We start from the raw sequence: 24093 nt of genomic DNA on the forward strand, positions 1-24093 counted from the left end.
GGGACGATATTCCACGTGACGGACGGCCGGGGCATGCCGGCGGAGAGCGTGAGTACCCATGGCGAGCTCGGCGCATCGATCGACGAGCTGGTCGATCGCGCCGTGTCCGCAATCAATCGTGGTGACGCTACGACGGCGACGGCGTTGGCCGGTCAGGTGCTTGCCATCGACCATGCGAATGCCGACGCCGAGGACTTGCTGTCGGTCGCGCCTGGTGTGGGAGGTGAGATCCGGCGGCTCACCATTCTGTTCGCCGACGTGGTCGATTCAACCGTGTTGTCGACCCGCGTGGAGCCGGAGATCTATCGTCTGGTGGTCGGAGGCTACCGGGACATCGTTTCGCGCACGGTTGACGGGTATGAGGGCCACATCGGCTCCACCAAGGGCGACGGATTGCTGGCGGTATTCGGTCACCCGACTGCGCATGAGAACGACGTCAAACGGGCGGTGCACGCAGGACTGGACATCGCCCGCGGGGTAGCACGGCTCAGCGAGCAGACACAGCGCCGGTTCGGATTCGACATCGCGGTGCGCGTCGGGGTGCACCGCGGGCTGGTGTACCTGGACACCGCACAGGACGATGTGTACGGGTTGGCGGCGAACTTGGCCGCCCGCCTGTCGGGACTTGCAGCACCGAACTCTGTGGTGATTTCCAATCCGGTTGCGGCGTTGGTGCGCAACGACTTCGAGCTCGAAGAGCAACCCGCCGCGCCGGTCAAGGGCGTGGCCGGATTGATCGCTCACCACCGCGTCGACAGCGAACGTGCTGAGCGTCCGGCGGGCGTCCGTGGACCTCTGGTGGGCCGCCATCGCGAGCTGGCCCAGCTGCGCACACACTGGCGGCGTGCACAAGCCGGCGCGCTCAAAACCCCCGGGCTGTTGTTCTGTGGCGAACCGGGCGTCGGCAAGAGCCGGCTCGTAGCCGAAGCCACGGACCTGGTGAAGCAATCGGGCGCGGTCGTTCTCGAGCTGGCCGGGTCGCCCTTCCACACCCACGTGGGCTTGCATCCGGTTCGCGCCCTGCTGGAGCGACGGTGCGGCATAACTCGCGAAATCGATCCGACGGAGCGGCTGCGTCTGCTGCGAGCCGAAATAGTTGCGCGCGAGCTAGATCCGAATACCGCCCTGCCCGCTCTCGCACCGGTTTTGGGCATCGGACCCGAACACGGCTACCAACCGGTCGAAGCCGAGGGCCGCAGGCTGGAACAGTTGATCACCTCGACGGTGCGCTCCTACCTCACGAGTTGCCTGAGCGATGCGCCTGCGCTGCTGGTCGCCGAGGACCTGCAGTGGTTCGATCCCCCGACGCTGGAGGTGGTCGAGGCGATGCTGAACGCCGGCAGCGGACAGCTGCTCGTCGTGCTCACCAGTCGTGACGAGAAGTCGCTGCCGAACGATTGGCAGCTGGAGCAATTCGACTTGTCGCCGTTGACGGCCGAAGAGGCCGACGAGCTCATCGGCGCGCTCGACCCCACAGCAAGCGCCGAAGAGCGCGCGGAGGTACGACGCCGTTGCGACGGGGTGCCCTTCTACATCGAGCAGGTCCTGGCGGGGTTGCACATGGCGCCGTCGGACGGCACCCGGGTGCCAGACGCGCTGTACGAACCGCTTTTCGCACAGCTGCGCGGAGGCAACAATGTGGTGCCGGTGGTGGAGGCCGCCGCGGTCATCGGCCGCAACATCGATCGATCGCTGTTGATCGCGGTGGTGGACCTCGACGAGCAAGAGGTCGACGAAGTGATCGACCGGCTCATGGATGCGGGCGTGTTCGAACGCACCGGGAATGGCGGCTGCCGTTTCCGCCATGAGCTGCTTCGCGAGGTCGCCGACGAACTCGCTCCGCCGAGCGTGCGGCGCACGCTGCATGCGAAGGTCGCCGACGCCTTGGTCGACACCATGACCGGTGACCCCGACTGGCCACTGGTTGCCTCGCATTACGAGCAGGGCGCCCGGCACGCCGATGCCGCCTCGGCCTACCAATGGGCGACGGCCGCTGCCCGTCGACGCGGCGCCCTCGCCGAAGCCCGCACCTACCTGACCCACGCCCTCAGCCAAGTTGAGCAATGCCCGCCCGGCCCGGACCGCGACCACCGCGAGATCGCTCCGCGGCTGGAACGCGGCTACCTCACTGCCACCGCCGAAGGGGCCCAAAGCCCGGTTGCCGCTGCGGATTTCGAGCGCTGCCTCGAGCTTGCGGGTACCAATCTGCGCGACGACGAACTGTTTGCGACGCTGCCCGCCGTGGGCGCCTACTACCTCTGGCGGTCGGACCTGCGCCGGGCCGATGCGCTGTTACAGGCCGCACAGGCGGCCACCGAGCATGGCCGAGAATGGTTCCGGCCGGCCCTCGCCGGCTCGGCGGGCATCGTGGCCTGGCTGCGCGGTGAATTCGAGACCGCGAGCACATATTTCGAGCAGGCGACGGGTTTAGCCGAGGAATACGAACAGCGGATCCAGGCCATCTGGTTCGTCCCGCACGACCCGGTGGCCCTGGCACACGAACACCTGGCCTGGCACCGCCTGGTGCAGGGCGATCTCACCGGCGCCGAGGTGCAACTCAAGCGCGCCGTCGACCGCGCGAGCCAGCTCGGTTATCCACAAAAGCCCTACAACCATCTCTACGCCATCGACATGGACATCTGGGTCTGCGCCGAGACCGCTCAGTACGATCGCGCTCGGGAACTGGTCCGCGAAATAGCCGACACCGCAGACCGATACGGGCTCGACTATCTGTATTGGCAGCTGCTCGGTGCGACCGAAAAGGCGATGGTCGACGGGCTGGCCGCTATCGCTGCGCGCAATCGCGACCCCACCTCGCTGGATCCACACATCGAGGCGATGACGCAGGTGATCGAGGTCTGGCAGGCGCTCGGAGCCAGCACGTATAGGCCGTTCTATTGGTGCATTCTCGGACGGCTGTTGATCGCCGGCGAGCAGGTGGACCAGGCCCGTGCCCGTCTCGACACCGCGCTCCAATTCGCAGCCGACACCGGCGTGCGTTTCTACGACGCCGAACTGCTGCGGGCCCGGGCGCAGACCCACGCGGAGTCGAATGCGCGCGCCGACGACCTCGCCGCCGCCCGCGAGGTCGCCCGCCGCCAAGGTGCGCGGCTTTTTGAAATCCGCGCGAGCCTCGACGATTTCGAGCTGCGCGGGGAGCCGTCGCGAAGGCACCTTATTGATGCCATCGGGAAGATCCCGAAAGACAGTCGGATTCCCGAGCTGGCGCGGGCGCGTGCGGCCCTTCAATAACTCTGCGCCGGCGACGGTTTCGTCAGACGTCGCGAACCGCGGCGACGCCGGCGATGACGCCCTGGATCAGCCGGTCCAGGTGCTCGGCATCGTCGACGGCCGGCTGGCCCGCGACAAAGGTCAGCATGATTCCGTTGATGAACGCGAGCGTGGCGATCGCCTGGTCGTCGACCAACGCCGGATCCGGCGCGCTGTCGGCGGGATGCCACTGGGTGACGACATTGCGCGCCAGCGCGTAGAGCCGGTCGGCGGAGTCGCTGAGGGCCGCGGCCAGCTCGGCGTCGCGCCCGGCGAGCAGCGCGAGTTCGTAGCGCGCCTTGGCGCGGCTCAGCCAGGGTTCGCTGTTGACGTACATGACGATGCGGGCCAGGCCCGCGGTGCCGGTGAACTGCGTGGCGTGATCCTCGGCGAGCTCGGCCATCATCGAGAAGTCGGCGAGGTCGAGTTCGGCCAGCCGCGTCGCCATGGCGTGCATCAGCGCCTTGCGGGTCCGGAAGTAGAACGACGTGGTGCCGGCCGGCACGCCGGCGTGGTCGTCGACTTTCGGGTGACTGACGCCGTGCACCCCGTTGCCGCCCAGCAGTTCGATCGCGGCGTCGGCGAGCTGGCGGCGCCGCTCCGCCGCGTTGTGCTTTCTACGTGCAGCGATACACCCCAGTTTAGAACTGGCCGCAGTTCGGTGCGGTGGGCTCGCCGTTGAAGCGGGCGGCGATCCATTGCATGGCCGGTTCGCCGTCGACCAGCATCGGCAGCGCGTGGTTGATGACGAGCTTGTTGAGGAAGGGCGGCTCTTCGTTGGTGCGGAATTCCACGTCGGCGCCCTGGGCGCACCAGTCGCGGCCGAGCTGGTTGGCGGCGGTCCACGGCACCAGCGGGTCATAGCGATTGCTGTCGATCATCACCGGCGCGTTGGGTCTGTAGCGCCCGATCCGCTGATCTTCGAACATGGTGCTGAACGGCTCTTCGTTGACCAGTTGATTGATGTCCTCGGTAAAATAGGGCTGGATGTGACGAAACATGAAGTCCAGCAATGTCTGTCCGACGCACTGACGCGAGACCGATTCGAGCATCGCCAGCCCGCGCGGGGTCATCTTGGAGCGAATGGTGTCGGCGAACTCCGGGTAGGCTGCCATCACGCTGTTGAGCGCGTACCCGACCACACCGACCAGGGCGCTGCCGTCGGCGTAGGGGAACAGCTCCTTGAGGTTGGCCGGCGGCGCCCCGGCGTAGGTGCCCACGATATGGAGATCAGGGGCATAGGCCGACGCCAGCTCGGCCGCCGAAGCTGTCGCCCCGCCGCCCTGCGAGTAGCCCCAAAACGCCACCGGGCCATGCGGATCCAGGGACGTGTTCGGTAGCTTCATGGCGGCGCGGGCGGCATCGAGCACGGCCTGGCCCTCGGCCACCCGGCCCACATAGGTATGCATCGACGGGGTGCCCAGGCCCTGGTAATCGGTCATCACGATGGCGAAGCCACGGGCCACCATGGTGGCGACGAACAGCTCCTCGTAGTTGAACATGATGTCCCAGCCACCCGAATAGTGGATGCCCTGGTTGAACATTCGCGACGGGGCGCACTGATTGCCCTGGCCCTGGGTGCCGGGTGCGTAACTGATCAACGGCCGCGGCCCGCGGCCGGGCCAGTCGTTGTAGGGCTCGAAATAGGTGCCGGTGACCGCGATCGGGTTGCCCCGGGTATCGGTGCTGCGGTACATGATCCGGGTGCCGGTGGCCATGATCGCGCCCAGCTGGCCGGAGGGCTCCAGCACCAGCCGCGACGGCTCGGTGCGGATCAGGTCGCCGGGCTGGCCGGGCGGCAGGGGATCCGGCGGAAGATAGAAGTCCGCATACTGCGGTTCGTCTCCGCCGTCGGCCCGCGCATTTCCGACTCCCACGAGTGCGGAAACAATTATCAGCAGTGCAGCGAAAACTCCCCCGGCCCGACGCATTACGGAACGGTAACAATCAGCGGGTCGCCAGCGGAAGGGGAATCTCTAATTTTTTAGAGATTGGTTTTCGCTACCGATGTTCGTGGCTGAAAAATTGCGTCTTTGACAAGCAACTTGTCAATCCCGTTCCGAGTGGCAGACTTGTCGACATGGCACAGGAACCGGGTTCCGGGTGGGAGCCCACCGTGCCGGCGCTGGTGAACCTGGTCGCCGCCGCCGGGGGCCCGCACTTGCGCGCGGCGTTCGCCGCGACCGCCCTCGACGGGATCCGCCCCGCGCAATCGGTTGCCCTGGTGCCGCTGGCGGCGGGCGGATTGCACGCATCCGATCTGGCCGATCGCCTCAGCGTGAGTCGGCAGGCGGTGGCCCAGGCGATAGCGGCCCTGGAGCGGCATGGCTACGTCACCCGGGGTCCCGACCCGGTGGACGGGCGTGCCCGCATCATCGAGCTGACCGCGCGCGGCCGCCGTGCGCTGCAGGTAATGCGTTCTAACGCATTGGCTTTGGAGCAGCGATGGGCCGAAGTGCTGGGCGAGCGACGGCTGGCGGAGTTACGCGAGACCCTGACGGCATTGCTCGCCGGCGAGGCCGGGGCGATACCGAAATCGGTTGACTAGCCGCCCGTTACGGCGTCTTGAGGAACACGTCGTTGAGCGTGACGGTGCGAAGGTTCCGGTCGCGGATGATGTCGACGAGTTGCGGATAGACATGCGTCACCGGCAGATGATTGAGGTGCCCGATCACGATGGACTGCGGTGTGAAGTACTGATCGGCCATCTGCACGATGTACTCCTCGGTGATCAACGTCGAGTCCGACAGCGATCCCGACCACAAAGTCGGGACCTTGTAACCGAGGTCGGCGGCCACCGCGTCGACGGCGGCGTTGCGTTTCGCATACGGCGGCCGCCAATACGGTTTCGCGCCGATCCCGTACGTGTTCTTCAGAAACGCGTCGTTACGTGAGAGCTGTTCGGCGACTTTCTCTTTCGTCAGCGTGGTCAGGTCCGGGTGAGACCAGGTGTGGTTGCCGAGCTGAATCTGCCCGCTGTCCACCAATGGCCGCAGCATGTCCAGGTTCTCGGTCCACGAGTCGTAGACCCCGTTGACGAAATAGGTCAGCCGGATGTCGGTGTCCTTGGCGAACTGCGTGTAGGCCCGCACCACCTCGCTGTTGACGCCGTCGTCCACGGTCAGCGCGAGCAGGTCGCCCTCGCCGGGGATCTTCATCAGGGCGCCGCCGCCGGGCAGCGGGATGCGGGCGCTCGGTGGCGGGGGCGGCAGCAGGGCCTGCGGCGCGGTCGGGCCGGAGGTCGGTATGTCGGCCGCCGGGGTCTGGGCGAACGTGCGTGGCTGCGGATCGACGATGAGCCGCGCAGCGCCTACGCCGGCGACGACCGACGCGGCGAGCGATCCAAGGAACTGACGACGATTCATGGCTGACAAGCGAGGGCGTCGAACAAACAATCACGCGAGAACAGAAATGGCGAATTCGGCCCGAGGATTCGCACATATATTGTGGCGCGCTGCGCAATCAGCGGGTCCGCGTGGGAACCGCCGCTGGTGCGAAACATCGAGGCCACAGCAGCGAACGGTACCATTCGCTGCGGCCAGATGGCGGCTGCGTTACGGCAGGGTCAGCTGTGAATTCTCGCCGATCCCGGTAATTGCCGGTGAACGTGAGCCGACCAGCGGGGATTAGTGCGGTTCGCCGGCGGCCCGTTGCGGCAGCTGCACGGGTTCGGTATTGGGGGTGCCGAGCGTCGAGGCCAGCCAGGGTAGTGCTGTGGCAAACGCCTCGGCGGCGAACGGCCAGTCGTGTTTGCCCGGCTGGGTGACCACCGCGCAGGCGATGCCGTTGGCGGCGCCGACGGCGCACAGCGAGTTCGCCGCGACGTCCTGGCCCTCGGGGTTGGCGGCGGGATCGCTGCTGGAGGCGATCAGGGCCGGATTGCCTTCCTGCGCGACGTTGTGCGCCCCGTCCGAGCCGGGCACGTCGAACCAACCCGACAGGCCGTCGTAGTGGCCGTGCTTCGTCATGACGGTGACCGGGTCGAAGGCGGCCCAGGCGTCGTGGTTGCCGCCGAACAGCCGGGCGATGGTTTGATCCTTGGAGCCGCCGTTGGGTCCGCGGTCACCCGCGATGTCCACGAACGCGCTGAACAGCTCGGGGTGCATGACGGCCAGGGTGACGGCGCAGGTGCCGCCCATCGACCATCCGGCGACGCCCCAGTTGGCCCGGTCGGCGCTGACGCCGAAGTTCGACACCATGAAGGGCTCGATGTCCTTCGTCAGGTGGTCGGCGGCGTTGCCGCGGGTGCCGTTGACGCACTCGGTGTCGTTGTCGAAGGAACCGGTCGGATCGACGAACACCAGCACCGGGGAGAAGCCGTGGTGTGCGGCCGCGAAGTTGTCGATGGCGGTGAACGCGCCGCCGGGGCCCAGCCAGTCGGCCGGGGTGTTGAAGGCGGAGCTGATCATCATGACCGCCGGCAGTCGGGGTGGTGGGTTGGTGTTGAACCATGCGGGAGGCAGATAGACCAATTCGCGGCGGTGCGCGAAGTGCGAGCCGTTGTCGTCGATGTCCACCGGCACCACCACGCCCTTGGTCGGCTTGGTCCCGGCGACCTGCATCTCGGTCACCCGAAGCCGGTCGATCTGGTCGGGCAGCGGCACGGAGGTCAGCTGATTCCACGCGGCGAGCGCGGTGGGGAAGTAGCCCACCCAGCCGTTGAGCGCCATGCCCGCGCACAGCACGCACAGCGGTATCGCCAGCACCGCCACCGCGCGCCGCCACCAGCGGATTCCTCGCCACCCCACCAGGAAGACCGCGGTGGCCAGGCCGGTCATCGCGATCCAGAGCCACAGCGTCGTCGGTGCCGGGTCGCCGGCCACCCCGAGCGAGGTGATGTACCACCGGGCCAGCAGCGTCACCGCGACGGCCGCGATCAGCGCCACCGGAAGCACCCGCTTGAGCCAGCTTCGTGTGCGCCATTGAATCGCGACGAGCAGCACGAGCAGCGCCAGGCCCTGCACGGCCGGCGGAAACCAGCCGTGCAACAGGGACAGTTGTCCGAAGAACTGCTCCAACGGTCGTGACCTTTGCTAGATCGATCGCTGCGGGCGGGTGAGGTGAGTATCGAAGGGCCGGTCGGGGTCACCGAAGGCGGCGGCCGGACCAACTATCCCATACGGACGTGGCCCGTCAGCCGACCGTTTCCGCGTGTGGGCCGACCAGATACGCCCGGAGCGGGATCCACCGCTCATGCGTCGGCGATGACGCTGGTGAACGAACGCAGCCGCAGGCTGTTACCGACGACGAGAAGGCTGGAGGCCGCCATCGCGGCACCGGCGAACATCGGGTTGAGCATGCCGAGCGCCGCCAGGGGGATCGCGGCCAGGTTGTATCCGAAGGCCCACAGCAGGTTGGCCTTGATGGTGGCCAGGGTTGCCCGGGACAGCCGGATCGCGTCGACGGCGGCGCGCAGGTCACCGCGGATCACCGTGAGGTCGGCGGCCTGGATCGCGACGTCTGTGCCGGTGCCCATGGCCAGGCCCAGGTCGGCGGCGGCCAGCGCGGCGGCGTCGTTGATGCCGTCACCGACCATGGCGACCACCTTGCCCTCGGATTGCAGGCGTTTGACGGCGGCGACCTTGTCGGCGGGCGTCGCGTCGGCGATGACCTGCGCGATGCCGAGTTCGCCGGCGATGTGGGCGGCCACGGTCGTATTGTCGCCGGTCAGCAGCACCGGGGTCAGGCCCAGCCTGGTGAACTGGCGCACCGCCTCCGCGCTGGACGGTTTGACGGTGTCGGCGACCACCAGGATGCCTTGGGCCTGGCCGTCCCAGCCGACGGCGACGGCGGTCCTGCCCTCGCCCTCGGCGCGGGTCCTGGCCGCCGCCAGGGTCGCGTCGAGGCGGATTCCGTGTTCGGTCAGCAGGCTCTCGCGCCCGACGACGACGGCGCGACCGTCGACCGTGCCCCGCACACCCTTGCCGTTGACCCCGGTGAAGTCGGCCGGTGCCGGGAGCGGGCCGAGTTGCGCCGAGGCGGCCCGGGCGATGGCCCGCGCGACGGGATGCTCGGACGCGTCTTCCAGGGCGCCGGCGTAGCGCAACAGCATGGCGCGGTCGGTCCCGGCCGCGGCAATCGCGTCGACCAGGGTCATCTTGCCGGTGGTGACGGTGCCGGTCTTGTCGAGCACGATCGTGTCGACGTCGCGGGTCGACTCCAGCACCTCGGGCCCGTTGATGAGCACGCCGAGCTGAGCGGCGCGGCCGGTGCCGACAAGCAGGGCGGTCGGGGTCGCCAGCCCGAGGGCGCACGGGCAGGCGATGATGAGCACCGCGACGGCGGCGGTCAGGGCGGTGGTGAGCGAGAATCCCGCCGCGAGCCAGCCGGCCAGGGTCGCCACCGCCAGCGCCATGACCACGGGCACGAACACCCCCGAGACGCGGTCGGCGAGGCGCTGTACCCGGGCTTTGCCGGATTGGGCCCGCTCGACGAGCCTGGCCATCTGCGCGAGCTGGGTGTCGTCACCGACCCCGGTGGCCCGGACGACGAGCCGGCCGCCCGCGTTGACGGTGGCGCCGGTGACAGCATCACCCTCGCCGACCTCGACGGGGACGGACTCGCCGGTCAGCATGGAGGCGTCCACGGCCGAGGAACCCGCGACGACGATCCCGTCGGTGGCGATCCGTTCCCCGGGGCGCACGACGAACTCGTCGCCGACCGCGAGCCGTTCGATCGGGATGCGGGTCTCGCTGCCTTGAAGACCGGGGCGCAGCACCGCGACGTCCCTGGCGCCCAGCGTCAGCAGCGTGCGCAGCGCGGCGCCGGCCGTCCGCCTGGACCGCCTTTCGAAATAGCGCCCGGCGAGGACGAACAGGGTGACGCCGGCGGCGACTTCGAAGTAGACGTGGCACGGGGCGCCGTCGCGCCCGACGGTCAGCTCGAAGTCGTGCTGCATGCCCGGCTGGCCGGCCGTGCCCAGAAGCAGGGCGTAGACGGACCACAGGAATGCCGCCAGGGTGCCGAGCGAGACCAGGGTGTCCATGGTGGCCACGCCGTGTTTGAGGTTGGTCCACGCGGCCGCGTGGAAGGGCCGGCCGCACCACACGACGACCGGTGTGGTCAGGGCCAGCGAAATCCAGTGCCAGTGGGGGAATTGCAGGGCGGGGAGCATGGCCATGGCGATGACCGGGCCGGCCAGCACGATCGCGGTGACCAGACGCCGGCGCAGCGAGATCAGTTCCGGGTCGTCCGGCGTCGCCTCGTCCCGGGCGGGCTCCGGCGCGCGCCGCGGCAGGGCGGCCCCGTAACCGGCCTTTTCGATCTCGCCGATGAGAATCCGCGCGTCGTAGCCGGCGGGGGCGGTCACGGCGGCCTTCTCGGTGGCGTAGTTGACGGTGGCGGCGACGCCGTCGAGCTTGTTCAGTTTCTTCTCGATCCGGGCCGCGCAGGAGGCGCAGGTCATCCCCGTGACGTCTAGCTCTATCAGCGGTGATGCGGGGTTATCGGGAAGGGCGCCCTCGTCGATCTGCCGTGGGGGCGTGCTCATGCGACCAAGACGGCCTCATAGCCGGCCTCGTCGACGGCGCCGAGGACGGCGTCCGCGTCGATGGGCTGTGCACTGGTGACGACGAGCTTGCCCGTGGCCGCGCTGACCGTCACGTCGTCGATGCCCGGGATCTGGGCCACCTCGCTTCGGACCGCGGCCTCGCAGTGGCCGCAGCTCATTCCGCTCACCTGATATTCGCTGGTGGGCATGCCGCTCCTTTTCGATCCCCCGGCAGTCTTGACCACTCCATTCTGCCTGCCGGGCGGAGCGGCCTATTGGCGCAGGTGCGATCCGCCGCCGATGTACCAGACCTGACCGGTGATCCATTCGGCCTCGTCGGACAGCAGGAACGCGGTGATCGCGGCCAGGTCGTCCGGTCTACCCAGCCGGCTGGTCTTGCCGAACATCAGGAAGGCCTGCTGCAGGGCGATGTCGTTCTGCCGTTCCTGGGTCTCGCCCATCACCAGGCCGGGCATGACGCCGTTGCTGCGGATGTTGTGCTTGCCCCAGTTGACGGCCACGTGCCGGGTCAGGTGGTTGACGGCGGCCTTGGAGGCGCCATAGGCGACGTGCGCCGGATCGCTGCCCAGCGCGGCGCCCGACGAGGTGTTCACGATGCTGCCGCCGCCCTGGGCGAGCAGATGAGGCAGGACGGCGCGGATCGTGCGGACGTACCCCAGCAGGTTGACGTCAAGGGTGCGCTGCCAGACGTCCATCCCGGTATCGAGGATGGTGGTGTCGCGTCCCAGGTTGTCCTCGGAAAGGTCGGCGCCCACGTTGTGCAGGCCGTGGATGGCGCCGAATTCGGTGATGGTCGTCTGGACGAGGCGTTGCACCGACTGTTCGTCCGCGAGGTCGAATTCGACCGCAATGGCGCGGCCGCCGGCGGCGGCGATCTGGTCGGCCGTGTTGGCGGCGCCGGCCAGGTTGTTGTCCCCGATGGCCACGCAAGCGCCTTCGGCGGCAAGGCGTTTGGCGGTGGCCGCCCCGATCCCGGTGGCGCCCCCAGCGACCAAAAAGGTCTTCTCAGCCAGGCCGCGCATCAGACGTATCCGACGCCGATGTCGACCGAAACTTGGCTCGCGGTAACCAGTCTGGATTGGTCGGAGGCGAGCCACGCCACCGCGTCGGCAATGTCTTCCGGTTGTGCGATGCCTTCGGGCAGCAGTGGTTTGTGCATGCCGCGCAGGTGCGGGTACTCGTCGGCGGCCGCCTCCAGCGCGTCGCGCATCCGGCCGGTCCCCATCGGGGTGGCGACCCCTCCCGGGTTGAGGCTGTTGACGCGGATGTTGTACCGGCCGAGTTCGGCGGCGAACGCCCGTGCCATCCCGACGACGGCGTGTTTGCTTGCGGTGTAATGGATCATGAACGACTGCATCTTGATGCCGGCGGCCGATCCGATCAGGATGATCGAGCCCCCGCGTTCGCCGTCGATGATGTGTTGGGCACCGGCCATCACGGTGTTCCAGGTGCCGATGACGTTGGTGTCGATGGTGTCTCGGAACGCCTGCGCGGTGATCTGATTCCAGGGCGCGGGGCAGCAGATCCCGGCGTTGGCGACGATGACGTCGAGTCGGCCCAGTTCTGCCACCGCGTTGTCGACGACGGCGGTCATGGCGTCCAGGTCGCGGATGTCGGCGTCGGCGGTGATGACCTTGCGGCCGTTGGCGCTTACCAGCCGTGCGGTCTCGGCGAGGTCGCCGGGCGTCGGTGAATCGTAGGGGACGCTGGGCGGTAGCGGTCCGGCGATGTCCACCGCGATGACGTCGGCGCCTTCGGCGGCCAGGCGTACCGCGTGTGCCCGACCCTGTCCCCGCGCGGCGCCGGTGACCAGTGCGACCTTCCCCGAGAGTGACTGACTCATGAGTGGTGGGTTCTCCCTTTCAGTCGCGGGCGATCTTGTCGAGCGGGTTGGAGCGTTCCAGCATGCCGTAGGCCTGTTCGCCGTCCCATGTGTAGCGCACGCCCGCCTGCTGGACGGCGGGGAACTGGGCCATCTCCTCCTTGAGTGCGTTCATGGAGTACATGTCGTCATCGTGATGGATGTCGTGGGTGGAAAACACTGTCTCGCCGTCGATTTCGATACGACCCTCGGCGGTCTCGAGTACCAGCGGCACGCGCTCGCCGAGCGGCCGCAGCCGCGTCAGCCACGGCGCCTGCACCGCCCTTGCCGGGACCAGGCCGCCGTCGCCGGTGAAGATGAATCCCTCGTTGAAGGTGGGCTGACCGTCGGGGCGCGGCGGGTAGGCGATGTAGCCGAACGCGCGGCCGCTACCGAATACGGCCGACTGCCAGCAGTGTCCCCAGAAACCGGCCAGCTTGCGCACCCCGGTGCGGCGGATGCGCAGCCCGCTGCCGGTGAAGGGGTGACGCTCGCCGGCCACCCGGAATTCGCCTGTGGCGGTGAACAATTGCTCATACCGCGGTCCACCCATGATGGCGCCGACCGCGGTGGTCTTGAGTTGGGTGTCGGCGTCGGATTGCAATGCGCCCTGAATCCACGGGGGAACGGCCATCTTGGCATCGACGTGGAAGCTGATGGCGACCGTCGGGCCGTCCTTGCGGCCCGCGACCAAGTCGGCCGAGGAGGTCTGGACCGCGGGCCCCTCGTAGGACATCGTCCAGGTATCGAACGGCGCGACGCACCGGAACGCCAGACCGCCGGCGCCGAGCACGGTCGCCCGCCCGTCGGGCCCGCCGGTGGGCAGCGACGGCCCGTTGGTGCGCAGCCGGTAGACGCGGCCGTCGGGGAACGCCGCGTTGACCTGAATGTCATGGGAATCCCAATTGGCGCCCACCGCCTCGATTCCGATGCGCGGCAGGCCGATCTCGCCGCGGTCATCGACAACCCAGAAACTCACCGAGTCGCGCATCTCCGGATCCTCGGGACGCTGCGCCAGCACGTACTCGCGGGACGGGTCGATGCCGCCCGTGAGGTCAACAGCCATTGCTCTTTTCACTCCTTTGGTGTGCCGTCCACCGCCGCGCGCTGTCCACATACCGGGCGAACCGGGGTCGTACCTCGTCGAGATCGATGCCGAACTCCACCGGGTCGGCGTGCGAGCTCGGCTCCCGCTCCGCGGCGGCGTGCTGCCACCAACTCTGCATCCGCGCTTCGAACTCGCCGGACACCGGGGCCCCCAGCCATGCGTACAGGCCGGCGACCTCGCCGATCGGATCCGCCTGCATGGCACGAAAATCGATGTCGTAGAACCGGTCCTCCGCACCGCCGGCGCGGAACCGCAGTGCGCGTTCCATCCCCAGCGACCAGTGTTCGACGTTGAGCCTGCCGATGTACCGGCGGTCGATCCGGTCGCTGAACGATCCGATGATGTCGGCGTACAGGTCGGCCACCGACAACAGGACGTCGGTGGGATCGCGATGGGTCATCACGAAGCGTGCGTCGGGGAACACCGCGTCCAGGGCGTCGAGCCACAACACGTGCGACGGGCATTTGAGCCGCCAGGGGTGTGCCGGTTCGCCCCATTGCAATAGCTGCATCACCCGGCGCTGATACCGGAACGTGGAGGTGAGGTCGGCGTGCCCGACCAACCAGGTTGAATACGAGGGTATTTCGGCGAATGACTGGAAGATGTGCGACTTGAAATCCAGCGCCATCAACTCGTGGCACTCCATCGGCCCGTGAGTATCGCCGGGGACGTGGTGGCGGGTGCCGACCATTTCTCCCCTGTCGGGCGGCACGCGCGGGTCCACGCCCCGCACCGTCGAGGGCGGGGGACAGGGTTGCGAGGACTCCCACCGGCGCAGGTAGCGCACGTCGGGATCCTGCGCCAGCAACATCGACAACGCGGTGGACCCGGTCCGGGGCAGCCCCAGGCCGATCAACGGTGCGGTGATTGCGACGTCGCCGATCTCCGGATGCCTGCGATACCAGTCCTCGACCTGGAGGCGCTGCGAGAGATACCCCACGATGCGTTGATGCAGAAAGGCTTCGCCGCGCGCGTTGAGGTGCGCCTCCTCGCGCAACGCGGACAGGAGGATGTCGAGGCCTTCGGCGTAGGATTCGTCGCCGAAGTCGGACAGCCCGGTCTGTGCGCTGGCCTCGTCCAAAACCGTTTCGCTGGTTAGCATCTCAACCCATCCACTGGCCGCCCGCCACGTCGATGGTCTGCCCGCACATGTAGTCGGCCGCCTCGGAAGCGAGGAAGGCGACCATGTTGGCGGCTTCCTCGGGCAACGACGCGCGCCCCAGCTGGACCTGATGGGTGATCGCTTCCTGGATGGCGCCGCGGCCCGCGCGTTGCCTGTCGTCCTGGGGATCGAGCAGGTACTGCCGCATCTCCGGTTTGATCATGATGCCCGGCGCCACGCCCAGCACGTTGACACCGCGCAGTGCGACCTCGTGGGCGAGGTTTCGGGTGAACCCGATGACGCCGGCCTTGCATGCGTTGTAGACCACCAGCCCGCGCTGCTGAATACGGCCGCCGACCGACCCGATGTTGATGATCTTCCCGGAGCCCTGGGCGAGCATGTGCTGCAGCGCGGCGTGTGCCCCGTACATCATCATCGTCAGGCTGCCCAGCACCGTGTAGTCGATCTCGGACTTCGTCTGCAGCTCGAAGGGACCCGCGGCCACCATCACCGGGTTGTTCACCATGATGTCGAGCCCGCCGAGTTCGGCGCGCGCCTGATCCACCGCGTCGTGCACCTGGTCCCAGTCGGACATGTCGGCCTTGACGGGGATGGCCCGCACCCCCCAGCGCTGCTCGACCTCCTTCGCGCGGCGCTCGACCTTCTCGAACGTGCGGCCGATCAGCGCCACATCGGCTCCGCAGCCGGCCAGCCGGTTGGCGATCGCCTGCCCCAGGCCGTCGCCGCCGGCACCGGTGACGAAGGCCTTTTTGCCGGACAGGTCCATCAACTCGGTGACCCGCTTGCCGACGATGTGCTTGGGCAACCGATCAAGTCCGAGCAATTGCACCCAGTCCCGCTCGTCGTGAAGCGTCATCGTCGACCTCTCCCTAGACATTGCGACGACCAACGCGCGCCGGCCAGCCATCCCAGCAGGGCATCGCATCGGGCCGCCTTGGCCGCGTCAGCCGACCATATGACCCGATCGGCGACGCGAGGTAATACCAATTCGGGAAAGCAGTCATGCCTGATTTGTATGGCTGGTAGATGTGGTTGCGATGGACACACACCGGCTCAAGTACTTCCTGCGGATCGCGGAGGAGGGGTCGATCACACGCGCGGCGGCCGTATTGGGAATCGCCCAACCGGCGCTCAGTCGCCAGATCCGGCTGCTGGAAGAGGACCTCGGGATCACCCTGTTCGAGCGGACGCGGCGGGGCGTGCACCTCACCGAGGAGGGTGAACGGTTGCGGTCGTCGACGGCCGCCCCGCTGCGTCAACTGGAGCTCGCGGTGCGGTATGCGGGATCGCCCTTGGCGCGGATCGAGCGTGGGCTGCTGTTCGGCATGGTGGCCGCGACCGCCGGCGTCCTGACCGCGCCGCTGGCCGCAAGCCTTGGCGCGGCGTTTCCGAACGTTCATTTCCACTTCGCTGTGGCGGATACCGACGACCTGGTGCAGCGCCTGCTCAAGGGCGCGATTGACCTGGCGGTGATCAATCCGGTCTCCGATGACCGGCTCTTCTTCCGGCACTTGGTGATCGAAGACCTCATGCTTCTCGGCGGCCCCGCGTCGGGCCTCTCGCCCGCCGACCCGATCCGCTTCGCCGACCTGGCCAAGCTTCCGCTGATCATGCCCAGCGCCCAGACCGGCATCCGCAATACGCTGGAGAACACCGCGCTACGGCTCAAAGTGGCTCTCACGGCGCGCTTTTCGACGGATTCGGTCGAGGTGACCAAGCATCTGGTCGAGACGGAACTCGGGTACGCGGTGTTACCGTTGGCGGCGTGTGGTGCCGAGGTCGAAGCGGGGCGACTGCGGTGCACGTCGATCTGCCAACCCGAGATCAACCACCAGCTCGGCGTGGCCGCGAGCTCGGCACTCGAGTTGCCCCGCGAATTCGCGACGAAGATCGGAATCGTGTTGCGCGAAGAGGTCGCGCGGTTGACCAAATCTGGCTTCTGGCCTGCGCGGTTCGTGCCGTCACCGGTGTGGGATCCGAACGTCCCGGATCCGCAGAACTAAGACCGGATTACGCTGCCGGGTAGCGGAAGGAGACATCATGACCGTCACTGTCGTCGACCGGGGGCCTCGCCAGGTGAGTCGCAGGGTCGAGGTGGCCGCCCCGGCCGCCGAGCTGTTCGCCTTGGTCGCCGATCCACGCCGTCACCACGAGCTGGACGGGTCGGGCACGGTGCGCGACAACATCACCGTCCCGGCACAACTGGTTGAGGGCTCGAAGTTTTCGACGCACATGAAGATGTTCGGGCTTCCCTACCGGATCACCAGCACGATCACGGCGCTGACGCAAAACGAAATCATCGAATGGCGCCACCCGTTGGGTCACCGCTGGCGGTGGGAATTCGAGAAGCTGTCGCCGACGCAGACCCAGGTCACCGAAACGTTCGACTACCGCGATGCCGGTGCGCTCAAGAACAAGCTGAACTACTACGAGCGGATGGGCTTCGCAAAGGCGAACGCGAAGGGGATCGAAGCGACGCTGAGCAAGCTGCGCGACCGCTACGCTGGGTGATCAGCCCGCCGTCGGATCGGCTGCGTCCCAAGGTATTACGCCGGACACCCAGTGGCTGAGTTCGCTGGCTTGGTCGTTGCGGTGCAGATGGCGTGGCGGCGTTGCGAAGGTGGAGTGGGGCCGGCAGCGGATGACCACGCGGTTCTCGCGTTCGCACATGTCCGCGATGTGCGGGCGGGCCTCGTCGCCGAGTGGTTGGCCGGACATCCGGCCGCCCACCGCCATCATCACGTCGACCGCCAGATCCCGGTCTTGGTCAATGGTGGCGTCGGCGTAGACCTGCAGATAGGCGAACGGCCAGCGCTCATCCAGGACGCACAGGCTCACCTTGGGATCGCGTTCGACGATGCGGGCCTTGCCGCGCCCGGCCATGGTGGAGACCAGCAATTCGCCGGTGTCGGTGGGGATGTAGTACACGATCGACATCGCCGGGCCGTCGTTGCGGCGGCGGTAGCCGAATACGCAGGTGCGATGTGTGCGCACGAACTCGCGTCGTTCGGAGGGCAGCATGTCGCGGTCGGTGGGAGCGGTGAACGGCTCTGCCGCCAGGGGGAGGAGCATGGCGAATGTTCCTTGCTGTCAAGGTGGTTGATCGATCCGATATTTATGGATACAGTGTCTCCGTAATGTAAGGCGGTGTCAAGCGGGAGGAGCGCCACGGTGAGTGATGTGAGCGACACCGACCGGCCGCAGCGCCGTTCGCGCGGCCGTCCGGCCCTGCCGGTGGACCGCATCCTGGCCGCGGCCGTCGAACTCGTCGATGAACAGGGGCCCGAGGCACTGTCGATGCGCTCGCTGGCCCAACGCCTGGAGTCGGGTACGGCCACGCTGTACCGCCACTTCTCCAACCGGTCACAACTGGTCTCCCTGGTGATCGACCACATCCTCGGGGAGGTCGACCTCGACGCCGAAGAGCTCGCCGCATTGCCGTGGCAAGAAGCCTGTATCTTGTTCGCGCAGCATATGTTTGACGCGCTGAGCCGGCACGGCAATGTCGCGCCCCTGTTGATCGAATACACCCCGATGGGGCCGAACGCCTTGGCCAACCGCGAGCGCTGCCTGGCCGTCCTGCTCGACAACGGCTTTCCACCGGCGGTGGCGGCCCACTCGTACGCGACGCTGGCCCGCTACGTCCTGGGCTTCGCGATACAGCTGTCCGGCACGGCCGCGGACGACGGGGATCGAGACGCCGAACTCTCCGCGGCTTTTCACCGACTCGATCCGTCCCGCTTTCCCGCGACGGTCGCTGTCGCCGACGACCTGCCCGTCCCGCTGGCCGACGAATTCGCCTTCGGGTTGCGGCTCATCGTCGCGGGCCTCGAGCGGTTGCGGAAGTGAACGCGAACGTGCCCTGAATCGTGGGTTGGGTGGACGCCCTCGCATTGAGCTGAAAGGACTTCGCCCGATGATCGATCACACCCTGGCGCCGGCGGCGCCAGCTCTGACCCGGTGGGGCCAACTCGTAAGCCGTTACGGCCTGGTGATTGTTCTGGTGTGGATCGGATTCGGCAAGTACGTGAAAATGGAGTCCCGGGTGCTGATTCAGCACAGCCCGCTGATGAGCTGGGTCTACGACGTATTCAGCGTCACCTTCGTCGCGTATGCGCTCGGAACGATGGAAATCGTTGCCGCCCTGCTCATCGCGCTGCGCCCGCTGTGGCCGCGAGTAGCGGCGGCGGGCAGCGCCCTGGCGGTGGTGCTGTTTTTGGGCACGCTGAGTTTTCTCTTCACCACCCCGGGCGTGGTCATGACGTATGCCCACGGAGTTCCGGTGCTCTCGGCGCTGCCCGGCCAGTTTCTGCTCAAGGATTTGGTCTTGCTCGGCGTCGCGTTGTGGACGTTGGGCGAGTCACTGGCGGCCGTCGGTAAACAGCGTCCCCCGCAGTAGTCCCTTGGCCGAATCGAGCGTCGCGGCGTAAGCGTCCGGGCCGAGGCTGGCCGCGCGTTCCGTCAGGCCGCGCGCCAGCGCATGGATCGCATTCACCGCGGCGCGCGGCTCGGTGCCGGCGGGCAGCTCGCCCTGCGCTCGGGCGTCCTCGATGACTTCAGTGATGATGTCGGGCAACGCTTTCGGCCCGGGTTGCCGCAGCCGGTCGCCGGGTTCGTGGCCGAGGACGCGCATCGTCCGCTCGAAGGCGGCCAGGTCGGGATAGTCGCGCATCAACCGGCTCGACTCGTCGAGCACCGCTTCGAGGCGATCGACGACGTTGTCGGGCTGCGCGGCGGCGGCGCGCCGCCGGGGGAGGGCGATCGCGTCCATCTCGCTGACGGTGGCCTCGAGCAACTCGGACTTGTTCGCAAAGTAGTGATACAAGCTGGCGCTGGTCATGCCTGCGGCGCGGGCGATCTCACGAATCGTCGCGCGGGCGTGGCCCGCCTCGGCCACACAGCGCATCGCCGCGGTGATGATCCGTGCCCGGGTCCGCTCAGCATCGGCGCCGACCGGACGGCCCAATTGCGGCCCGGTGACGGTCATCCCGCGCCGCGGGTCCGTTGGTCACGCACCGCGCACCTCCGCGCCAACACCGTCAAGGAAATTGATCGTCCGATTATATTCGATATGTTCCGAACCATCGGCCGACGGACAGGATGCGACCAGTGCAGGCAGCACCGTGACGCGGGCGCAACGCGGGCGCCCGGTCGGTGCCAGCGGCGAGGAGACTCGTCGGCGGATCGTCGTCGCCACCATGCGGTGCGTGGCCACGGCGGGCTACGCGCGCGCGACGATTCGCGAGATCGCCCGCACCGCGAACGTGACCAGCGCGAGCCTCTACAACTACTTCCCGAACAAGTCCGAACTGATGAAGGCCGCGGTGGCCGCGCGGACCGACATCGCGGTGCCGCGGCTGCGCCGGGCGGCAGCCCGGCCGGGCGACGCGATCACGCGACTGGAAGCGGTGCTCGACGAATCGGGCCGGTTGATGCGCGAGTACCCCGACCTGGCGGCGTTCGAGTGGGTGATCCGGACGGAGAACGCGATCGCCGTCGACGCCACGGCGCCGGGCGGGTTTCAGGCGTTCCGCGAAATCATCGACGGCATCGTCGAGGACGCATTCCGCGAGGGCGGGCTCGCCGGCCGTGCCGACCGGCGCGGCGTCACCGAGGCGATCTACGCGCTGATCTATGGCCTGACCGAGTTGGCGGCCACGCTCGCGCCCGAGGACTATCACGCGGCGCTGGCGTCGGCCAGGCAACTGGTCAGGGGCACCTTGCTCGCCGCGGCTTCGCGGGCATAGCCCCCGGTAAACGGCCTTTTGCGGGGCCACACCCTTGATATGATCAAGCGATTGATTATAGGGTCGAGGCCACGGAGAGGAACCCGACGCCGTGACCGAGACCGTTGGCCAGGCGCTTGACGTCGACGCGCTGCGACGCAAGTACGCCGAAGAACGCGCGCGCCGCATCCGCGCGGACGGCATCGCCCAGTACGTCGAGATGGCCGGCGCGTTCGCCCGGTTCGCCGATGACCCGTGGGCCAACGGGGACCACGCCCGCGAGCCACGCACCGATGAGGTGGACGTGGCCATCGTCGGCGCCGGGTTCGGCGGGCTGTTGACCGGGGCGCGGCTGCGTCAGCTCGGCGTCGACAGCGTGCGGCTGATCGATCGGGCGGCCGACGTCGGCGGCACGTGGTATTGGAACCGCTATCCCGGAATTGCTTGTGACGTCGAGTCGTATGTGTACATGCCGCTGCTCGAGGAGCTGGGCTACACCCCGACCGAAAAGTATGCGAAGGGCCCGGAGATCTTCGCGCATTGCCGGCGGATCGCCGAGCACTACGACCTCTACCGCGACGCCTGCCTGCAGACCGAGGTGCGGGAAATCCGTTGGGATTCCGGCGAATCGCGGTGGATCATCCGCACCGATCGAGGCGACGAGATGCGCGCCAGGTTCGTGTCCATGGCCAACGGCTATCAGGCCAAACCGAAGCTGCCGGGCATCGACGGACTCGGCGCTTTCCGCGGGCATGCGTTCCACACCAGCCGTTGGGACTACGCCTACACCGGCGCGCAGCTGCAGCATCTGGGCGACAAGCGCGTCGGCATCATCGGCACCGGCGCCACGGCGATCCAGTGCGTACCGCACCTCGCCGCTGCCGCCCAGCGGCTCTACGTCTTTCAGCGCACCCCGTCCTCGGTGGACGTGCGGGCCAACCGCGCCACGGATCCCGAGTGGGCCAACACTTTACAGCCCGGCTGGCAGCGCGAGCGGATACAGAATTTTCAGATCCTCACCGCCGGAGGCCAGGCCGACCAGGACCTGGTCGCCGACGCCTGGACGAGCATCACCCGGAAGCTGCCGGTCATGCGTCAGGATCCGGACGGCATCGCCGATCCCGAACAGCGCGGCCGCGACATCGAACTGGCCGACTTCGCCAAGATGGACGAGATCCGGGCGCGCGTCGCCGCGATCGTCACCGATCCCGCCACCGCCGAGGCCCTCAAACCGTGGTACGGGTACTTCTGCAAACGCCCCTGCTTCCACGACGAGTATCTGCAGACGTTCAACCGGGACAACGTCACCCTGGTGGACACCCGCGGCCGCGGGGTGCAGCACATCACCGAGACCGGCGTGGTGGTCGACGGCGAGACCTACGACCTTGACTGCCTGATATTCGCAACGGGTTTCGAGGTGGGCACCGACTACTGTCGCCGCACCGGATTCCAATTGATCGGCCGTGACGGCGTGACGCTGACCGAACACTGGGACGACGGTGTGCGCACCTTCCAGGGCCTGTGCACGACCAAATTCCCGAACTGCTTCATCGAAAGCATCGCCCAGGCCGGCCTGACGGTGAACTTCCCATACCTGCTCGACGTGCAGGCCGGCCACGTCGCGTGGATCATCGCGACCGCACTCGCCGACGGCATCACCGAAATCGAGGCCGCACCCGACGCCGAAGCCGGCTGGGTCGACACGGTGGTGGCCCGCTCGGTCGCGAGTGCGGAGCGCGCCAAGACGTGCACGCCCGGCTATTACAACCGGGAAGGCAAGGCCGACGCCAAGACTCGACAGGGCAGCTTCTTCTTCGGCGCACCCACCGAGTACGCCGACATCCTGCAGCGGTGGCGGGCCGATGGCGACCTGGAGGGCCTACTGATCCGCCGCGCCGGGGCCGGGCCGTGACAAGTCGAAAAGCCCGGGCGCTCTATGCCGTTGGACGGATGCGGGCGGCGACCCGGCGCCGGCGCGGACCGAAGGTGGCCATCATCGGCGCCGGCTTCGGCGGGCTGGGCGCAGCCGTCGCGCTGCGCCGCGCGGGCATCGACGACCTGCTGATCATCGAGGGCGCCGACGGCGTCGGCGGCACCTGGCGGCGCAACACCTATCCCGGCGCCGCCTGCGATATCCAGAGCCACCTGTACTCGTATTCCTTCGCCCCCAACACATCCTGGAGCCGCACCTACGCGCGGCAGCCCGAAATACTGGCCTACCTGGAATCGGTGGCCGACGATTTCGACCTGCGCCGCCATCTCCTGCTCGACACCACGGTGCGCTGCGTGCGCTGGGATCCCCATGCTTGCGCGTGGCATTGCGAGCTGGAGCGCGACCGGCAGCCGGCCACCCTGTCCGCCGACGTCGTCGTGTGCGCGGTCGGCCTGTTCGGTTCGGCCAAGCTCCCCGATATCGACGGGCTGCGCGACTTCGCCGGTCCGGTGCTGCACACCGCCGCATGGGATCACGACCTCGATCTGGCCGGCCGGGCCGTCGCGGTGATCGGCACCGGCGCCAGCGGGGTGCAGCTGGTGCCCGAGCTGGCGAAGACCGCCGGGCGCGTCACGGTCTTCCAGCGCACCCCGCCGTGGATGGTACCCAAGGACGACCGTCCTTACAGCGCAACGGAATTGGCCCGCTTCAAACGCAGCCCGCTGGCGGTGCGCCGCACCCGTTGGCAGATCTGGAAGTTCCAGCACGACAACACCGCGACCTTCGCCGACGACCCTGTGGTGACGGCGCGCACGCAGATCGCGGCGTCGTTCCTGGGCCGTACCGTGGACGACGAGCCGCTGCGCCGGGCGCTGACGCCGGACTATCCGTTCCGTTGTAAGCGGGTGTTGCTGGGTGACGACTATTACCGGGCCTTGCAGCGCGACAACGTCGAGCTGGTGACCGACCCCATCGCGCGCATCGGCCCGACATCGGTGATCACCGCCTCGGGCGGCGAAGTCGACGTCGACGCCATCGTGCTGGCCACCGGTTTCGAGACGTCCCGCTACCTGTCCGGCATCGACGTCGTCGGCGTGGGCGGGCGCAAGTTGCATGAGCACTGGGGCGATGACCCGTGTGCCTACCTGGGGGTTGCGGTCAGCGGATTCCCGAACTTCTTCATGCTCTACGGCCCCAACACCAATCAGGGCGGCAACTCCATCGTCTACATCCTCGAGGCCGGGGCGCGGCTGGTCGCCAGCGCGGTCAGCCGGCTGGCGCGCCGCGGCGGCTACCTCGACGTGCGCCCGGAGGCCGAAAAGCGCTACAACGACGCACTTTCCGCCGACCTGGACCGGACCATCTGGACGCAGTGCGACAGCTACTTCCGATCACCGTCCGGCCGGATCGTCACCCAATGGCCCTACACCGAGCTGGAATACGCCCGCCGGACCTGGCGGCTGCGGGCACGGGAGTGGACCCACGGCTCGGTGCGTGGCGAAGCCCGTGTGCCCAGAGTCGCCGTCGGCGCCGAGGAATAGCCCACTGGGTTAGCCGGCGCC

The 24093-nt window shown here is 67.9% G+C and carries 22 protein-coding genes; 9 read left to right on the forward strand and 13 right to left on the reverse strand.

Features of this window, described 5'->3' with window-relative positions; translation table 11 throughout:
* Window positions 1-15: 15 nt before the first annotated feature.
* The gene (locus tag A5732_RS03135; RefSeq protein WP_364298284.1) at window positions 16-3252 is read left to right on the forward strand and encodes an ATP-binding protein; all 3237 of its coding nucleotides are present in this window, start codon (window positions 16-18) and stop codon (window positions 3250-3252) included.
* Window positions 3253-3274: 22 nt separating this feature from the next.
* On the opposite strand, the gene A5732_RS03140 is transcribed toward A5732_RS03135, so the two are convergent.
* Together A5732_RS03140 and A5732_RS03145 are read right to left on the reverse strand one after the other, a co-directional pair.
* Complete coding sequence (locus A5732_RS03140; protein ID WP_256715408.1) at window positions 3275-3910, reverse strand: TetR/AcrR family transcriptional regulator; 636 nt, start codon at window positions 3908-3910, stop codon at window positions 3275-3277.
* A 1-nt stretch (window position 3911) separates the two neighbouring features.
* Window positions 3912-5201: a lipase family protein gene (locus A5732_RS03145; protein ID WP_170880043.1), complete on the reverse strand. Its 1290-nt coding sequence runs from the start codon at window positions 5199-5201 to the stop codon at window positions 3912-3914.
* A 149-nt stretch (window positions 5202-5350) separates the two neighbouring features.
* On the opposite strand from A5732_RS03145, the gene A5732_RS03150 reads away from it, so the two are divergent.
* The gene (locus A5732_RS03150; RefSeq protein ID WP_076100596.1) at window positions 5351-5818 is read left to right on the forward strand and encodes a MarR family winged helix-turn-helix transcriptional regulator; all 468 of its coding nucleotides are present in this window, start codon (window positions 5351-5353) and stop codon (window positions 5816-5818) included.
* 7 nt (window positions 5819-5825) lie between these two features.
* Here A5732_RS03150 and A5732_RS03155 read toward each other — a convergent pair whose 3' ends face one another.
* From A5732_RS03155 to A5732_RS03195, 9 genes are all read right to left on the reverse strand, one after another.
* Window positions 5826-6635: a polysaccharide deacetylase family protein gene (locus A5732_RS03155; protein WP_064953404.1), complete on the reverse strand. Its 810-nt coding sequence runs from the start codon at window positions 6633-6635 to the stop codon at window positions 5826-5828.
* Between the two features lie 261 nt (window positions 6636-6896).
* A complete protein-coding gene (locus A5732_RS03160; protein ID WP_076100598.1) occupies window positions 6897-8288 on the reverse strand; it encodes an alpha/beta hydrolase in 1392 nt (463 codons plus the stop codon).
* A gap of 173 nt (window positions 8289-8461) precedes the next feature.
* Window positions 8462-10759, reverse strand: coding sequence for a heavy metal translocating P-type ATPase (locus A5732_RS03165; protein WP_076100601.1), 2298 nt, complete (start codon window positions 10757-10759; stop codon window positions 8462-8464).
* Window positions 10756-10968 (reverse strand): heavy-metal-associated domain-containing protein, encoded by a 213-nt coding sequence (locus tag A5732_RS03170; RefSeq protein WP_064886031.1) that lies wholly within the window; start codon window positions 10966-10968, stop codon window positions 10756-10758. The genes A5732_RS03165 and A5732_RS03170 overlap by 4 nt, the downstream gene beginning before the upstream one ends.
* A gap of 63 nt (window positions 10969-11031) precedes the next feature.
* Complete coding sequence (locus tag A5732_RS03175; RefSeq protein WP_076100604.1) at window positions 11032-11802, reverse strand: SDR family NAD(P)-dependent oxidoreductase; 771 nt, start codon at window positions 11800-11802, stop codon at window positions 11032-11034.
* Window positions 11802-12623: a mycofactocin-coupled SDR family oxidoreductase gene (locus tag A5732_RS03180; protein ID WP_076052843.1), complete on the reverse strand. Its 822-nt coding sequence runs from the start codon at window positions 12621-12623 to the stop codon at window positions 11802-11804. The genes A5732_RS03175 and A5732_RS03180 overlap by 1 nt, the downstream gene beginning before the upstream one ends.
* 19 nt (window positions 12624-12642) lie before the next feature.
* A complete protein-coding gene (locus A5732_RS03185; RefSeq protein ID WP_076100607.1) occupies window positions 12643-13707 on the reverse strand; it encodes a hypothetical protein in 1065 nt (354 codons plus the stop codon).
* Complete coding sequence (locus A5732_RS03190) at window positions 13697-14851, reverse strand: sulfotransferase family protein (protein ID WP_076100609.1); 1155 nt, start codon at window positions 14849-14851, stop codon at window positions 13697-13699. The genes A5732_RS03185 and A5732_RS03190 overlap by 11 nt, the downstream gene beginning before the upstream one ends.
* A gap of 1 nt (window position 14852) precedes the next feature.
* Window positions 14853-15728: an SDR family NAD(P)-dependent oxidoreductase gene (locus tag A5732_RS03195; protein ID WP_076100611.1), complete on the reverse strand. Its 876-nt coding sequence runs from the start codon at window positions 15726-15728 to the stop codon at window positions 14853-14855.
* A 181-nt stretch (window positions 15729-15909) separates the two neighbouring features.
* Here A5732_RS03195 and A5732_RS03200 point away from each other — a divergent pair, with 181 nt between their 5' ends.
* Both A5732_RS03200 and A5732_RS03205 read left to right on the forward strand, forming a co-directional pair.
* A complete protein-coding gene (locus A5732_RS03200) occupies window positions 15910-16875 on the forward strand; it encodes a LysR family transcriptional regulator (protein ID WP_076100614.1) in 966 nt (321 codons plus the stop codon).
* Between the two features lie 37 nt (window positions 16876-16912).
* On the forward strand, window positions 16913-17383 hold the full coding sequence (locus tag A5732_RS03205; RefSeq protein WP_065051824.1) for an SRPBCC family protein: 471 nt from the start codon (window positions 16913-16915) through the stop codon (window positions 17381-17383).
* On the opposite strand, the gene A5732_RS03210 is transcribed toward A5732_RS03205, so the two are convergent.
* On the reverse strand, window positions 17384-17944 hold the full coding sequence (locus A5732_RS03210; protein ID WP_076052848.1) for a pyridoxamine 5'-phosphate oxidase family protein: 561 nt from the start codon (window positions 17942-17944) through the stop codon (window positions 17384-17386). It lies immediately after the preceding gene.
* A gap of 162 nt (window positions 17945-18106) precedes the next feature.
* On the opposite strand from A5732_RS03210, the gene A5732_RS03215 reads away from it, so the two are divergent.
* Together A5732_RS03215 and A5732_RS03220 are read left to right on the forward strand one after the other, a co-directional pair.
* Complete coding sequence (locus A5732_RS03215) at window positions 18107-18721, forward strand: TetR/AcrR family transcriptional regulator (protein ID WP_076053069.1); 615 nt, start codon at window positions 18107-18109, stop codon at window positions 18719-18721.
* Between the two features lie 67 nt (window positions 18722-18788).
* Entirely contained in the window at window positions 18789-19271 is a 483-nt protein-coding gene (locus A5732_RS03220) for a DUF417 family protein (RefSeq protein WP_076100617.1), read from the forward strand.
* On the opposite strand, the gene A5732_RS03225 is transcribed toward A5732_RS03220, so the two are convergent.
* Complete coding sequence (locus A5732_RS03225; protein WP_076100619.1) at window positions 19233-19859, reverse strand: TetR/AcrR family transcriptional regulator; 627 nt, start codon at window positions 19857-19859, stop codon at window positions 19233-19235. The genes A5732_RS03220 and A5732_RS03225 overlap by 39 nt on opposite strands.
* A 136-nt stretch (window positions 19860-19995) precedes the next feature.
* On the opposite strand from A5732_RS03225, the gene A5732_RS03230 reads away from it, so the two are divergent.
* The 3 genes from A5732_RS03230 (at window position 19996) to A5732_RS03240 (ending at window position 24072) form a co-directional block, all read left to right on the forward strand.
* Window positions 19996-20619: a TetR/AcrR family transcriptional regulator gene (locus tag A5732_RS03230; RefSeq protein ID WP_076100622.1), complete on the forward strand. Its 624-nt coding sequence runs from the start codon at window positions 19996-19998 to the stop codon at window positions 20617-20619.
* Between the two features lie 91 nt (window positions 20620-20710).
* Window positions 20711-22510 (forward strand): flavin-containing monooxygenase, encoded by a 1800-nt coding sequence (locus A5732_RS03235; RefSeq protein ID WP_076052852.1) that lies wholly within the window; start codon window positions 20711-20713, stop codon window positions 22508-22510.
* Window positions 22511-22548: 38 nt separating this feature from the next.
* Complete coding sequence (locus tag A5732_RS03240; protein ID WP_253188994.1) at window positions 22549-24072, forward strand: flavin-containing monooxygenase; 1524 nt, start codon at window positions 22549-22551, stop codon at window positions 24070-24072.
* Window positions 24073-24093: the final 21 nt, after the last annotated feature.

The organism is Mycobacterium colombiense (assembly GCF_001953985.1).
GTDB lineage: Bacteria > Actinomycetota > Actinomycetes > Mycobacteriales > Mycobacteriaceae > Mycobacterium > Mycobacterium colombiense_B.